This is a genomic window from Actinomadura sp. ATCC 39365 (genome assembly GCF_054392275.1).
Window position 1 is genome coordinate 3,964,734 of the sequence record NZ_CP184335.1, and the last position, 13,571, is coordinate 3,978,304.

The 13,571-nt window shown below is 72.3% G+C and carries 15 protein-coding genes; 9 read left to right on the top strand and 6 right to left on the bottom strand.

Translation table 11 applies throughout. The features are described from left to right. A complete protein-coding gene (locus tag ACNF49_RS19685) occupies nucleotides 1-1,014 on the top strand; it encodes a leucine-rich repeat domain-containing protein (protein ID WP_482944615.1) in 1,014 nt (337 codons plus the stop codon). Between the two features lie 54 nt (nucleotides 1,015-1,068). Further along, complete coding sequence (locus ACNF49_RS19690; protein ID WP_482944616.1) at nucleotides 1,069-1,494, top strand: hypothetical protein; 426 nt, start codon at nucleotides 1,069-1,071, stop codon at nucleotides 1,492-1,494. Nucleotides 1,495-1,500: 6 nt separating this feature from the next. Here the strand turns inward: ACNF49_RS19690 and cydB are convergent, their stop codons facing one another. From cydB to ACNF49_RS19710, 4 genes are all read right to left on the bottom strand, one after another. Beyond that, a complete protein-coding gene (gene cydB, locus ACNF49_RS19695) occupies nucleotides 1,501-2,382 on the bottom strand; it encodes a cytochrome d ubiquinol oxidase subunit II (RefSeq protein WP_482944617.1) in 882 nt (293 codons plus the stop codon). Nucleotides 2,383-2,394: 12 nt separating this feature from the next. Further along, nucleotides 2,395-3,738 carry a cytochrome ubiquinol oxidase subunit I gene (locus ACNF49_RS19700; protein ID WP_482944618.1) on the bottom strand — a complete coding sequence of 448 codons (1,344 nt, stop codon included), beginning with the start codon at nucleotides 3,736-3,738 and terminating at the stop codon, nucleotides 2,395-2,397. Between the two features lie 170 nt (nucleotides 3,739-3,908). After that, entirely contained in the window at nucleotides 3,909-4,589 is a 681-nt protein-coding gene (locus tag ACNF49_RS19705; RefSeq protein ID WP_482944619.1) for a polysaccharide deacetylase family protein, read from the bottom strand. After that, the gene (locus tag ACNF49_RS19710) at nucleotides 4,550-4,831 is read right to left on the bottom strand and encodes a hypothetical protein (RefSeq protein WP_482944620.1); all 282 of its coding nucleotides are present in this window, start codon (nucleotides 4,829-4,831) and stop codon (nucleotides 4,550-4,552) included. Before ACNF49_RS19710 ends, ACNF49_RS19705 begins: the two co-directional genes overlap by 40 nt. Before the next feature lie 96 nt (nucleotides 4,832-4,927). Here ACNF49_RS19710 and ACNF49_RS19715 point away from each other — a divergent pair, with 96 nt between their 5' ends. The 4 genes from ACNF49_RS19715 to ACNF49_RS19730 are packed head-to-tail and all read left to right on the top strand — an operon-like array spanning nucleotide 4,928 to nucleotide 7,673. Then, the gene (locus ACNF49_RS19715; RefSeq protein WP_357964798.1) at nucleotides 4,928-5,563 is read left to right on the top strand and encodes an SRPBCC family protein; all 636 of its coding nucleotides are present in this window, start codon (nucleotides 4,928-4,930) and stop codon (nucleotides 5,561-5,563) included. Nucleotides 5,564-5,618: 55 nt separating this feature from the next. Then, entirely contained in the window at nucleotides 5,619-6,515 is an 897-nt protein-coding gene (locus ACNF49_RS19720) for a hypothetical protein (protein WP_482944621.1), read from the top strand. Nucleotides 6,516-6,562: 47 nt separating this feature from the next. Further along, the gene (locus ACNF49_RS19725; protein WP_482944622.1) at nucleotides 6,563-7,234 is read left to right on the top strand and encodes a DsbA family oxidoreductase; all 672 of its coding nucleotides are present in this window, start codon (nucleotides 6,563-6,565) and stop codon (nucleotides 7,232-7,234) included. A 34-nt stretch (nucleotides 7,235-7,268) separates the two neighbouring features. Continuing rightward, nucleotides 7,269-7,673 carry a MarR family winged helix-turn-helix transcriptional regulator gene (locus ACNF49_RS19730; RefSeq protein ID WP_357964792.1) on the top strand — a complete coding sequence of 135 codons (405 nt, stop codon included), beginning with the start codon at nucleotides 7,269-7,271 and terminating at the stop codon, nucleotides 7,671-7,673. Between the two features lie 48 nt (nucleotides 7,674-7,721). Here ACNF49_RS19730 and ACNF49_RS19735 read toward each other — a convergent pair whose 3' ends face one another. Continuing rightward, nucleotides 7,722-8,336 carry a thymidine kinase gene (locus tag ACNF49_RS19735; protein WP_352322400.1) on the bottom strand — a complete coding sequence of 205 codons (615 nt, stop codon included), beginning with the start codon at nucleotides 8,334-8,336 and terminating at the stop codon, nucleotides 7,722-7,724. Between the two features lie 135 nt (nucleotides 8,337-8,471). Here ACNF49_RS19735 and ACNF49_RS19740 point away from each other — a divergent pair, with 135 nt between their 5' ends. From ACNF49_RS19740 to ACNF49_RS19750, 3 genes are read left to right on the top strand one after another with little or no spacing between them, the layout of a single operon-like run. Beyond that, a complete protein-coding gene (locus ACNF49_RS19740; protein WP_352363898.1) occupies nucleotides 8,472-8,810 on the top strand; it encodes a hypothetical protein in 339 nt (112 codons plus the stop codon). Between the two features lie 6 nt (nucleotides 8,811-8,816). Then, on the top strand, nucleotides 8,817-10,817 hold the full coding sequence (locus tag ACNF49_RS19745; protein WP_357964790.1) for a hydantoinase/oxoprolinase family protein: 2,001 nt from the start codon (nucleotides 8,817-8,819) through the stop codon (nucleotides 10,815-10,817). Further along, entirely contained in the window at nucleotides 10,810-12,618 is a 1,809-nt protein-coding gene (locus ACNF49_RS19750; protein WP_482944623.1) for a hydantoinase B/oxoprolinase family protein, read from the top strand. The genes ACNF49_RS19745 and ACNF49_RS19750 overlap by 8 nt, the downstream gene beginning before the upstream one ends. 14 nt (nucleotides 12,619-12,632) lie before the next feature. On the opposite strand, the gene ACNF49_RS19755 is transcribed toward ACNF49_RS19750, so the two are convergent. Further along, nucleotides 12,633-13,502 (bottom strand): NAD(P)-dependent oxidoreductase, encoded by an 870-nt coding sequence (locus ACNF49_RS19755; protein ID WP_357964786.1) that lies wholly within the window; start codon nucleotides 13,500-13,502, stop codon nucleotides 12,633-12,635. Nucleotides 13,503-13,571 lie beyond the last annotated feature (69 nt).

Consider the following 13,571-nt stretch of genomic DNA (forward strand, 5'->3'; position numbering starts at 1 on the left):
ATGCTCGCTCCCGGCGCCGGCCTGACCCGCTTCCCCGACGTACCCGACGACGTGCGGACGATCGACCTGGCCTGGAACGAGATCGCGCACGTGCCCCCTCGGGTGGCCGGGCTGGCCGCGCTGGAGGAGCTGCGGCTCGACGGCAACCGGCTGCGCGAGCTGCCCGGCCTGTCCGGCCTGACCGCGCTGCGCGCCCTGCACCTCGACGGCAACGAGCTGAGCGAGGTCCCCGGCTGCCCGCCCGGCCTGGAGACCCTCTTCCTCTACGGCAACCGGATCGAGCGTCTGCCCGGCGACCTCGGCCCGCGCCTGCGCCACCTCGCGGCCGGCGGCAACCGGCTGACCGCCGTGCCCGCCGCGCTGTGGAAGCTGACCGCGCTCGAATCCCTCAACCTCGCCGAGAACGCCCTCACCGAGATCCCCGCGGCCATCGGCGGCCTGACCCGGCTGCGCATGCTCGACCTCGGCCACAACCGGCTCGCCTCGATCCCGCCCGAGGTGGGCGACCTGCCGCTCACCGACTACCTCTACCTGAGCGACAACGGCTTCACCGACGTCCCGGCCGCGCTCGGCCGCCTCGACCGGCTGGCCTACCTCAACCTCACCGACAACCGGCTGACCGGGCTCCCGGACGCGCTCGGGTCGATGGCGTCGCTGGTGGAGCTGCGCCTGTACAACAACCGGCTGGAGACGCTGCCCGAGACCGTCGGCGGGCTCGGCCGCCTGCGCGAGCTGCACCTGCAGGGCAACCGGCTGACCCGGCTGCCCGCCGCCCTCGCGGCGCTGACCGAGCTGCGCGTGCTCGACCTGCGCAACAACCACCTGAGCGAGCTGCCCGCGCTGCCGACCGGCCTGACCCATCTCGACCTGCGCAACAACCGGCTGCGCGAGCTGCCCGCCGCGGTCGCGGCGCTGACCGGCCTGCGCAAGCTCGACCTGCGCTGGAACAAGCTCTACGACGACCCGCCGGTGCTCGACCTGCTGCGCGCCCGGGGCTGCGTCGTCCTGCGCTGAGCCGGCGCCGAACCGACGCTGAACCGGGGCGGGCTAGCGTGCGTACCTCCGCACATGACGACACTTCCACGTCTGGCCGTCCTCGCGCTGCTGGCCGGGCTGGTCGCCGCCTGCTCCGGCTCCGGCGGCTCCGGCGGCCCGGCGGCGGCCGGCCAGAACGCCCCGCGGGCGGCGGCGCCCCAGACGGTCGAGCAGCTCGCCGCCAAGGTCGGCTGCAAGCCGCGCATGCAGGTCGACGCCGCCGAGATCCGTACGGGCTACTGCCGGACCGCCGACGGCCAGTTCTTCGTCACGACGTTCGCCAGCCAGTCCGGCAAGGACGTCTGGATGGACGCCGCCCCCGAGTACAACCCGCACCTGGTCGGCAACCTGTGGACCGTGCTGTCCAGCCGCAAGGTGCTGGAGCTGCTGAAGGAGCGGCTCGGCGGCGACCTCCACCTGAAGGACCACCGCACGAACCAGATGCGCACGGTCGGCTGACGAGCCCTACGCCGCCGCCAGCATGACCCGCTTGCGGAACACCCAGTACGTCCAGCCCTGGTAGACCAGCACGAACGGCAGCGTGATCAGCCCGATCCAGCTCAGCATCGTCAGCGTGTACGGCCCCGAGGCGGCCCCCGCCAGGGTCAGCCCGGGCAGCGGCGCGACGCGCAGCTCCATGAAGACCGCCAGCGTGGCCAGCACGATGCCCGCGGCGGTCGCGCCGAACGCCCAGCCCTCCCTGCGCCGCCAGATCAGCGCCGCCGCGGCGGCCAGCGCGGCCATGGAGGCCAGGGCGGGCAGCGAGCCCAGGTTCGACAGGGCCAGCACGGCCACCGGGATGGCCACCGCCGCCGCGGCCATGGCGGCGGTCCTGGCCCGGCGGCGCACCGGGCCGGTGGTGCGCAGCGCGAGGAAGACCGCGCCGTGCAGCACGCAGAGCGTCAGCGTGAACGCGCCGCCGAGCAGGGCCGCGGGGCCGCTGTCGAACAGCACGTCGGCGAAGATCGCGCCCCACAGGAACGCCGGGAGGCCGCTGCCGACCAGGATGCCGAGGTCGCACCAGATCGGGTTGGCGACCTTGCCGCGCCATTCGAGCCCGACGCCGCGCACGATCAGGCCGACCAGGATGAGCGTGACGGGCAGGTAGAACGCGCTGAACAGGCCGGAGTACCAGGCGGGGAAGGCGGCGAACATGGCGCCGACCGCCGTGATCAGCCACACCTCGTTGCCGTCCCAGACCGGGCCGATGGTCTGCAGGCTCTGGCGCTGCTCGGCGGCGTTCCTGCTCAGGAGCGGCGCCAGCAGGCCGACGCCGAAGTCGAAGCCTTCGAGGACGAAGTACCCGGTCCAGAGGAAGGCGATGATGACGAACCACAGGTTGATCATGGTCTGGTCCCTCTAGTACATCAGCGACGGTTCGAGCGGCTGCGCCTCGGGAGCGGGCTGCCGCTCCTCGACGCCCTTGCGCACGTGCTTGGCCAGCAGGACGACCTCGGCCACGGCCAGGCCGCCGTACAGGAGTGTGAAGACGGTCAGCGAGATGGCGACCTCGGCCAGGCTCACCCCGGGCGAGACGCTCGAGGCGGTCAGCAGCTCGCCGGCGACCGTCCAGGGCTGCCGGCCGATCTCGCTCAGCAGCCAGCCCGCGATCACCGCCGCGAACGGCAGCGGCAGCGCCAGCAGCAGCGCCCGAGCCAGCCAGGACGGCACCTCGCGCCGGCGCCGGGTCAGCCAGAGTCCGAGCAGCGCGAGCCCCGCGGTGGCCATGCCGAACACGATCATCACGCGGAACGACCAGAACACGATCGTCGGGTCGGGCCGATAGTCGCCGGGGCCGAACTGCTGCTCGAAACGCTTCTGCAGGTCCTCGGTGCCCTGGACGGTGGCGTTGGGGTCGTTGGTGGCCAGGAAGCTGAGGACCTTGGGGATCTCGATGCCGGGCGCGAGGGAGAAGGCCGCGCCCGCGGTGTCGCGCTCCAGGCCCTCGGCCGCGGCCAGCTTCATGGGCTGCTGCTCGTACATCAGCTTGGCCGACATGTCGCCGGTGCCCGCGACGACCGCCCCCGCGATCGCCGTCATGATCAGCGCGCCGCGGGCGGCGCTGCGCCACATCGGCGCGCGCGTCCGCAGCAGCCAGTAGCCGCTCACCGCCAGCACGAACCCGCCCGCCACGATGAACGCGGCCCCGATGACGTGCGGCACCTGCGCGATCGCCGTGGAGTTGGTCAGCACGGCCCACAGGTCGGTCATCCTGGCCTTGCCGTCCACGACCTCGTAGCCCACCGGGTGCTTCATCCAGGCGTTGGCCGCGAGGATGAAGTAGGCCGACAGGTTGGAGCCGATGGCGGCGGCCCAGATGCTCGCCAGGTGCGCCTTCTTCGGCAGCCGGTCCCAGCCGAAGATCCACAGGCCGAGGAACGTGGACTCCATGAAGAAGGCCAGCAGCGCCTCCATGGCCAGCGGGGCGCCGAAAACGTCACCGACGAACGTGGAGTACTCACTCCAGTTCATGCCGAACTGGAATTCCTGCACGATGCCGGTCACCACGCCCATGGCGAAGTTGATCAGGAACAGCTTCCCGAAGAACTTCGTGAGCTTGAGGTAGTGCTCCTTGCCCGTGCGGTGCCAGGCCGTCTGCAGGCCCGCGACGAAGATGCCCAGACCGATGGTCAGGGGCACGAACAAGAAGTGGTATACGGTGGTGACCCCGAACTGCCACCGTGCCAGGTCAAGCGCGTCCATCAATCCCCACCCGCTCATAGCTCTACAAGCTGTAGTACTTCTACCTGTAGTAGTACTACAGGACGTAGAGCATCGCGATGCGACGTTGGTCACATCCCCCGGTTCTGCCTACTTTTCGAGGATCCCGTACGGGTACGTTCCGGCGCGTCACCCGCCGGGCGGACTGCGTACTACCTCGCCCGGCGGACCCCGCCCGTGGCGTCGAGGTAGGCCTGCAGATTGCCCAGCTCGAAGCCGCGCCGCCTGATCTTGTCGATCAGCACCCGGAAGTCCGCCGCCAGGTTGGGCCGGAAGTGCAGGAGCAGGATGTCGCCCGGACGCAGGCGCTTGTCGGGCACCTGGTAGGCGATCTTGCCGCCCGGCTGGACGGTGGCGGTCCACAGCAGCACGGCCCGCACCCCGCACCGCCGGGCGGCCCGCAGCGTGTCGGTGTTGTAGCTGCCGAACGGCGGCCGGAACAACGTCGGCCGGGCCCCGATCTCCTTCCCGACCACCTGGGCCGCGCCGCAGATCTCGCGGCGCTGGCCGGCGAGGGGCAGGCGGCGCAGGTCGGGATGGGTGAGGGTGTGGTTCTCGACGGGCACGTGGACGTCGCGGAGCTGCCGGAAATATCCCCACTTGCCGGCGCCCACGTAGCGGCCGGGGCCGCCGGCCGGGTCGGGGCTGCCCTTGGCCTCGACCGCGTCGCGCATGGCGAAGGCGGTGATGGGGACGCGCCGGTCGCGTACCAGCTTGACGAAGCCGGGGTCCTGCTCCCAGCCGTCGTCGATGGTCAGGAAGACGACCTTGCGCTTGGTGGGGATCGAGCTGATCACCGGGGGCAGGCCGTTCTCGCCCCTGATCGGGCCCACCTCCCCGGCGCGCGGCAGCGCCCGGGCGGGCCCTGCGGGGTGGGCCGGGACGCGGGGCCCCCGGTCGCGGACGGCTTCGCCGACGGCCCGGTCACGACCCCGCCGGTGTCGCCGGTGGTGCCGCCGCCGGCACACCCGGCGGCCAGCGCCACCAGCACCCCGGCGAGCACCCCGGCGAGCACGGCCGGCCCCAGCCCGCCACGCCCGGCCCCGCCCATGACCGTTCCACGCCCCCAGCACATGGAGCACCATCTTGCCAGCCCTGATCCACACGACGCGTCGCCCGACTGGCAGGTCTTGCCCTTAACCAGCCGGTCGCCGGTGCCTAGAGTGGCCGCATGAAGGTGGCGGGCAGCGCCGTGATCGGCGTACAGCGAGATCGAGTGTGGGCCGCGCTCCAGGACCCGGCGGTGCTCGTGCGCACCATCCCGGGCTGCGAGCGCCTGGAGGAGACCGGGCCGGACACCTACAGGATGACGGTCAACGCGGGCGTGGCGTCCATCAAGGGCGTCTACCAGGGGGAGGTCGCGCTGGCCGAGCCGCGCGCGCCCGAGAGCTTCACGCTGCGGGCCCGCGGCCAGGGCGCGCCGGGCACGGTCGAGGCCACCGTCCTGGTCCGGCTGAGCGAGATCGACGGCGGCACCCGCGTGGACTACGACGCCGACGCGGTGATCGGCGGGATGATCGGCGGCGTCGGGCAGCGCATGCTCGGCTCGGTCGCGAAACGTACGGCGGGCGAGTTCTTCTCCGCCGTCGAGGGCCACCTCAGCGCCCCGCCCCCGGCCCCGGCTGCCCCGACCGCCACCCCGGCCGGGCCGGCCGCCCCGGCGGTCTACGAACGGCCTCCCGCCCGGCACGCCGAGACCCGCCCGTGGGCGCTGCTGGCCGCCTTCGGCATGGGCGCGGCCGCCGCGCTCGCCGGAGTCGCCGTGGGCCGGCTGCTCGGCCGCGACACAAGCGGCCGGCGCGGCTGAGGGACGCGCCACGACGGCTCTCGCGGAAAAGGATCTCCGGGCGTAGCGTGGCGGTATGCGGCAGGCACACGCTGAAGACGCACGGAACGAAGCCAGGCGCATCGTACGCAACCTGCTGGGGGAGGAGCGCCCCACCGCCGAGTCCCTGGTCGCCGAGGCGCGGCCGGTGTTCGGCGACCAGCGGACCGACCGCGCGCTCGGGCTCGCGCTCGGCGCCTCCCTCACCCGCCGATCGGCCGAACTGGCCGCCATCGCCGCGCTCCTCGTCGGCACCCGCGAGCTGGGCGCCGGCTGGTGGACGCGGCCCAGGGGCGGCAAGCTGCCGCCGCCCGACGAGGTGCTGCGCACGGCCGTCGCGATCGAGCCGTGGACCGACCTGACCGCGCTGGAGATGCTGGCCGCCTGGATCGCCGACGACGCCGCCGACCAGCTCTGGGGCCGGCCCGTCGCCGCGGTCGACCTCAACTCCTGGCAGGCCGAGGACCGCTTCGAGCTGCCGCCGGGGGTCAGGCCGGGCCAGCGGCTCGTGGTGCACTTCGACGCGGGCGGCCGGCTCGACGCGGTCGTCGCCCGCCGTCCCGACGACGCGCTGGGGTCCAATCTCGACTTCCAGTCGTTGCGTTACTCCAGGCCCGCCGAGGCCCAGTGGAGCTGGGGGGTGGCCGCCGGGCTCGGGCCCCACCGGCTGCCCGGCGAGAAGCCCGACCCGTACGCCCGCGAGATCCCGGCCGCCGCCGCGGGGGTGCTGCGGGCCTGGGCCGTCCGCCATGGCGTCACCCGCGAGGAGCTGGGCGAGCGCTGGGGGACCGTCGGCGACGTGGTGGCCGCCATCGAGCGGGTCGACTGGATGTGGCGCAGCGGCGAGTGGTTCGGCTGGTGGCGCGGCGCGTCCGCCCTGGTGGACGACTCGGCCTACCTGCCGTACCGGCTGGAGGAGCTGGCCGCCGGCTGACCCGCGGCCGGCGGAATCGCCGTGCGGGCCGCGTGGTTGTCGATGGGGTGAAAGTCGAGATTTTCTCCGATGTCGTGTGCCCCTGGTGTTACATCGGGCACGTCAGGTTCGCCCGCGCCGCCGAGCGTTTCCGTGCCAAGGGCGGCACGATCGAGGTGACCATGCGCCCGTTCCAGCTCAACCCCGACGCCCCCGTCGAGGGCGAGCCGCTGATCCCGGCCCTTGAGCGCAAGTTCGGGCCGGGCGCGCGGCAGATGACCGAACGTGTCCGGGCCGCCGCCGCCGATGAGGGCCTGGAGATGGACTACGAGCGGGCCGTCAGCTCCCACACCTTCGAGGCCCACCGGCTCATCGAGGTCGCCACCGCCCAGGGGCTCGGCAAGGAGATGGCCGACCGGCTGTTCCGCGCGTACTTCAGCGAGGGCGCGAACGTCGGCGACCCCGGCGTGCTGAGCCGCCTGGCCGGCGAGGTCGGCGTCCAGGACACCGGCGAGGGCGCCGAGCAGGTGCGCGAGCAGCTCGCCAGGGCCGGCGCGCTGGGGGTCAGCGGGGTGCCGCTGTTCCTGTTCGAGGGCAAGTTCGCGGTGTCGGGCGCGCAGCCCGAGGACACCTTCGCGGCGGCGATCGACGAGGTCGCCGAGCGTACCGGCCAGACGCCGATCACCCAGCTCGCCCCGCCGGCCGACGGGTGCGACGACGACGGCTACTGCGCGGTCTGAACGGCCCCGCCCGCGGCGGTGCGACAATCGGAAGGTGTCGAGCCGCCGCCTTGGTTACCTGCTCAAACATGCCGCGCTGCGCCTGGCCGAGTTCACCGGCCCGGCGCTCGCGCCCTACGGGATCGACGGGCGGGAGCTGGCGGTGCTGTCGGTGATCGACGCCCCCGAGCCGCTGTCGCAGCAGGAGGCGGCCCAGCGGCTCGGCATCGACCGCACGACGATGGTCGCCATGGTCGACGCGCTGGAGGGCAAGAAGCTGGTGGCGCGGCGGCCGCATCCGGGCGACCGCCGCAAGAACGCGGTGGAGCTGACCGAGCGCGGCCGCGAGACCGTGCGCCTCGCGGTGCCGGCCGTGGAGGAGGCCGAGCGCGCCTTCCTGGCCGCCCTGCCGGTGGACGAGCGACGCCTGTTCCGCGGCGCCCTCGACCGGCTGGTGTGAGGCCCGCGGGTCAGGCTGGTGTGAAGCCCCCGGCTCAAGGCGCCCGGCTCAGGCCGGGGCGCCGCCCTCGCCGAGCTGGCCGGAGCGGTGGTGGCGGCGGCAGAGCACCTGGTAGCGCACCGGCGAGGCGTCGGTGTCGCCGATCACCACCTGCTCGCCCGTCCGCGCCAGCACCCCGCCCACCACGCGCGCGTTGAGCTGGCCGGGGCGTCCGCACCAGCACAACACCTCGACCTGCAGCCGGCACACCTCGTCGGCCAGCTCGAACAGCCGCTGCGCGCCGGGGAACATGACCGACCTGAAGTCGGAGGCCAGCCCGAAGGCGTAGACGTCGATGCCGTGCTCGTCCACCAGGTCGGCGAGCTGCTCGATCTGCTCGACCGTGTAGAAGCAGGCCTCGTCGCAGATCAGGTAGTCGATGCGCTCGTGCGAGGTGACCAGGCCGACGAGGTCGAGTGAGTCCTCCACCTCGATCGCCTCGAGGCCCAGCCCGATCCGGCTGGTGACCTTCGGGCCGCCGGAGCGGTCGTGCTTGGTCAGGACCAGTCCGCGCCGCCCCTGGCGGCCGTGGTTGTAGTTCATCTGGAGCGCCAGAGTGGACTTCCCGCAGTCCATGGGGCCGAAGTAGAACTTCAGTACGGCGTCCCGGGCTCCAGATGGCACGGCTGACAAGGCAGACAGTTCGGTCACAGGAGGCCAGCTTAGCGGCTTGGCTTGTTCCATGACCTCGTGGGACATTTCTCCCCTGGACTATCAGGAGGAACTGTGGTCACCGACAATCCACCGACGCTCGACGCGATGCTGACACAGGACGACGTGACGGCCGCCCAGGCCGACGCCACCCGATGGCGGTACGGTTTCCTGGTCGTCGTGGCGGGCATCGTCGCGATCCTGATCGCCTTCGGCGCCGCGGTGTTCGCCACCAAGGAGTTCGCCGCGCTGTTCGCGGGCGTGGCCGGGGTGGTGGGCACGATCATGGGCGCCTATTTCGGCGTGCAGGCGGGCCAGTCGGGGAAGGCCAGAGTCGAGGCCGAACTGGCAAAATCCCAAGAGCTGGTGGTGCGCCTGGCGGCCTACGTCGGCACCCAGAACGCGCCCCGGGTCATCGACGAAGTTCTCGGCCGTCGCCGAAGCTGAGGAGCCATGCGTAGCGTCCGAATCGGAGTGGACACCGGGGGCACGTTCACCGACGTCGTGGCGGTGGACGAGCAGACCGGTGAGATCGTCACCACCAAGACCCCCTCGACGCCCGCGAACCCGGCCGACGGGTTCGTCGCGGGCATCGGGAAGCTGGGCGAGCTCGACGTCGCCTCCATCGTCCACGGCACCACCGTCGCAACGAACCAGCTGCTCGAAGACCGCATCGCGAACCTCGGGTTCATCACCACCGAGGGCTTCGAGTTCATCCTGGAGATCGCCAGGCAGAGTGTGCCGGACGGCTACGGCAACTCCTACTTCTGGGTCAAACCGCCGCGGATCGTCCCCGTGCACCTCGTCAGGACGGTCGGCGGCCGGCTCGACCACCTCGGCAACGAGGTGCGGCCGTTCTCCGAGGAGCAGGCCGTCGAGGCGGCGCGCTGGCTCAGGTCGAAGGGGATCAACGCGGTCGGCGTGTGCTTCCTGCACTCCTACGCCAACCCCGAGCACGAGCGCCGCATGCGCGAGATCCTCTGGCGCGAGCACCCGGAGGCGGTGATCTCGCTCTCCAGCGACGTGCTGCGCGAGTACCGCGAGTACGAGCGCTCGATCACCACCCTGGTGGACGCCGCGGTCAAGCCCGCCATGCGCGGGTACATCGCCGGCCTGTCCAACCGGCTCGGCATGCCGTTCTCGGTGATGAAGTCCAACGGCGGCGTGCTGTCGGCGCGCGAGGTCGTCAACCAGCCGATCACCACCGTGTTGTCGGGCCCGGCGGCGGGCGCGCTCGGCGCGGCGCTGATCGCCTCCACGGCCGGGCATCCGTCCGTGATCACCCTCGACGGCGGCGGCACCTCGACCGACGTGGCCGTGGTGATCGACGGCGAGCCGTCGCTGACCACCGAGGGCACGATCGGCCGGTACCCGTGCAAGATCCCGATGATCGACATCGTCACGGTCGGCGCGGGCGGCGGCTCGGTGGCCTGGATCTCGCCCGAGGGCACGCTGAAGGTCGGCCCCCGCTCGGCCGGCGCCGATCCGGGGCCCCTGTGCTACGGCAAGGGCGGCTCGGAGGTCACGGTCACCGACGCGCACGTGTTCCTCGGCCGCATCCCGCCCCACCTGCTGGGCGGCGAGATCCCGCTCGACGCCGACGCCGCCCGCCAGGGCGTCGAGGCGCTGGCCGACAAGCTCGGGCTCACCCCCGAGCGCACCGCGACCGGCATCCTGGAGATCAGCGCGTTCAACCAGAGCAACGCGATCCGGCAGCTCACCGTCAAGCGCGGCCTCGACGTACGCGACTACCCGCTGGTGACGTTCGGCGGGTCGGGGCCGCTGCTGGCCTGCCGCCTGATCGACATCCTGGGCCTGCCCGCCGTCGTCGTCCCGCGCGACCCGGGCAACGTCTCGGCGTTCGGCCTGCTCACCGTCGACGTCAAGAACGACTACGTGCGCACGTACGTCACCCGCGACCTCGCGCTCAAGACCGCCGCGCAGATCTTCCAGGAGCTGGAGGGCCAGGCCGCCGAGGCGCTCGACCGCGAGGGCTTCGACGACCCGGTCTACGTGCGCAGCGCCGACCTGCGCTACTACGGGCAGGCGTTCGAGGTGCGCGTCACCGCCCCGGCGGGCCCGCTCGACGACGACTGGACGCGCACGGTGATCGACGCCTTCCACGACGCCCACGAGAAGCTGTACGGGTACGCCTACCGCGACGACCCCCGCCATGGCGTCGAATGGGTCAACCTGCGCGTCTCGGGCATCGGTCCCATCACCCGTCCGGCGATCCGGCGGCTCGACAAGCCGGGGGAGGGGGCCACCTCGGTCCGTCCGGTGCACTTCGAGGAGACCCGCGACACCCCGATCCACCAGCGGGCCGCGCTCGGGCCGGGCGCCACCGTCCAGGGCCCGGCGGTCATCGAGGAGTACGGATCGACGATCCCCGTGCACCCGGGCTTCACCGCGAAGGTGGACGAATACGGAAATGTGGAGATCCGACGTGATTGATCCGATTCTGGTGGAGATCGTCGAGGGCACGCTGGCCTCCGTCGAGCAGGAGGTCGAGACGGCCATCGCCCGTACGGCCCGCTCCCCGATGATCCGCGACGCGCACGACTTCCGCGCCGGCATCCACGACGCCCGGCTGCGCAAGCTCACCGGCCGCTCCTACAGCGCGCTCGTCCAGCCGATCGTGCGAGACTTCCCGGTCGAGACGATGAAGCCCGGCGACGTCTACTTCCACAACGACGTCTACCTGTCCGAGGGCGGCATCGGCCACCTGCCCGACCTGTGCGTCACCGTGCCGGTCTTCCACGACGGGGCCGTGGTGGCGTTCGTGCAGGCGTTCGGCCACCACGACGACATCGGCGGCGCGGTGCCCGGCTCGATGCCCTCGCACGCCCGCTCGGTGTACGAGGAGGGCCTGATGATCCCGCCGATCAAGCTGTGGGACCAGGGCGTGCCGAACGAGACCGCGCTGCGCATCATGACCCGCAACTCCCGCATGCCCGACTCCCTCGCCGGCGACCTCGACGCCGAGTGCTCGGCCTGCCTCATGGGCGCCCGCCGCCTCGGCGAGCTGTTCGACCGGTACGGCAGGCAGGCCGTCGAGGAGTGCTTCGACGCGATCGTCTCCAAGACCACCGAGACCTTCCGCAGGGAACTGCTCGCCAAGATCCCCGAAGGCACGTACGTCTGGGAGGACTACGCCGAGCACGACGGCGTCGACGAGCCCCGCCTGCACGCCCAGCGCATCACGCTCACCGTCGACCACGCCGCCGACGCGCCGCTCACGATCGACTTCACCGGCACCTCGCCCCAGGCCAAGGGCCCGATCAACCACGCGGGCGACTACGCCGACGGCGTCTTCCTGAAGAAGTGGCTGGCGCCGGTGCTGCGCAACCTCGCCGACACGCCCGAGCGCATGGCCGAGCTCGACGTCAACGAGGGCGTCGTGCCGCTGATCAAGATGGTCTTCCCGGAGAAGGGCACGCTGCTCACCCCGGTCTTCCCGGCGCCCACCAACGCCCGCACGTTCGTCATCCTGCGCCTGCTCGGCGTGCTGGCCGGCGTGCTGGCCAAGGCCACCGGCGGACGCATGCCCGCCGACCAGGAAACCATCCGCTACACCGGCGTGTACGGCAGCGACGCGGGCGGCATGCCGTACCTGATGCGCGAGGTCCTGGGCGGCGGCTCGGGCGGCCGCTGGTACGCCGACGGCGAGGACACCATCCACGTCGTCCCCGACTCGCGCAACATCCCGGTCGAGTTCGCCGAGGCGCGCTGGCCGTTCCGGGTGGAGCGGCTGGGGCTGGCCTGCGACTCGGGCGGCCCCGGCATGTTCCGCGGCGGCCTGGGCTACGACAAGCACATCAGGATGCTCCGGGACGCGTCGTACATGTCGATCGCCGACCGGTCGATCCTGTCGTGCTGGGGCGTCAACGGCGGCCTGGCCGGGCGCCCGTTCCGGGTGGAGATCGCCGGCAAGGAGATGGACGGCCTGGTGGACGACCACCCCGTCCAGGCCGGCGACCTGATCCGCATCCGCACGACGGGCGGCGGCGGCTGGGGCTCCCCCTACGACCGCGACCCGAGGGCGGTGGCGGCCGACGTCCGCGACGGCAAGGTCTCGATCGCCGGCGCCCTGGGCGACTACGGCGTGGTCCTGGACGGCGACCGCATCGACGAACGCGGCACCGCCGAGCTCCGCGCCCGCCTCCGCCCGCCCGCGGACCGTTTCTTCGACCGCGGCCCCGGCTACCCGAGGCTGTCCGGCGGCAGGACGTTCGCGGAGGTGGACGAACTGTAAGGAACCGGCGAGGGCTACTCCTTGTCGAAGCTGGCGAAGTAGGTGGCCACCATGTCCTTGTCGCCGTGCCCCTGCGCCTCGGCGCGGCGCAGGCGCTCACCGGCCGCCGCCACCATGTCCAGCCGCACCCCGGCCGACTCGCCCGCCTGGGTGATCAGCCGGGTGTCCTTCTCGGCGTTGTGCACGGTGAAGGACGGCTCGAAGTCGCCCTCCTGGATGGCCTTCGACTTGGCCTGGAAGTAGACGTTGTCCAGCGGGCCGCCGGTGATCACCTCGCGGATCAGGCCGGGATCGAGGCCGAGCCCCTTGGCCAGGGCCAGGGCCTCGGCCACGATGCCGGTCATCGAGATGGCGTAGCTGACGGCGGCCATCTTGAGCTTGGTGCCGGTGCCCTGGGCGCCGTCCTCGCCGAGCCAGAGGGTGCGCGAGCCGACGGCGTCGAACACCGGGGCGAGCGCCTGCCTGGCCGGCTCGGGGGCGGCCGCCAGGATGACCAGCTTGCCCTGTTCGGCCGGCTGCCTGGTGCCCTGGACGGGCGCGTCGGCGAAGGTCAGCCCGTGCTCGGCGGCCAGGGCGGCCAGGCGGTCGACCGCCGCCACGCCGACCGTGCTCATCTGCGCCCACACCTGGCCCGGGCGGAGCGCGGGCGCGGCGGCGGTCATCGCCGCGTGCACGGCGTCGCCGTCGCTGAGCATCGTGACGATCACGTCGGCGCCCTCGACCGCCTCGGCGGGGGAGCCGGCGACGACGGCGCCGTCGGCCGCCAGCGGCTCGGCCTTGTCCCGCGTGCGGTTCCACACCCTGACCGGCAGGCCGGCCCTGAGCAGGTTGCGGGCCATGGGAGCGCCCATGAGCCCGGTCCCGAGTACTGCGACTTCAGTCATGAGGATCACCCTACGACGGCCCCGTCCGGCGGCTTCGGCGAGGTACGGCGTCCGGATGCGAGGATGGCG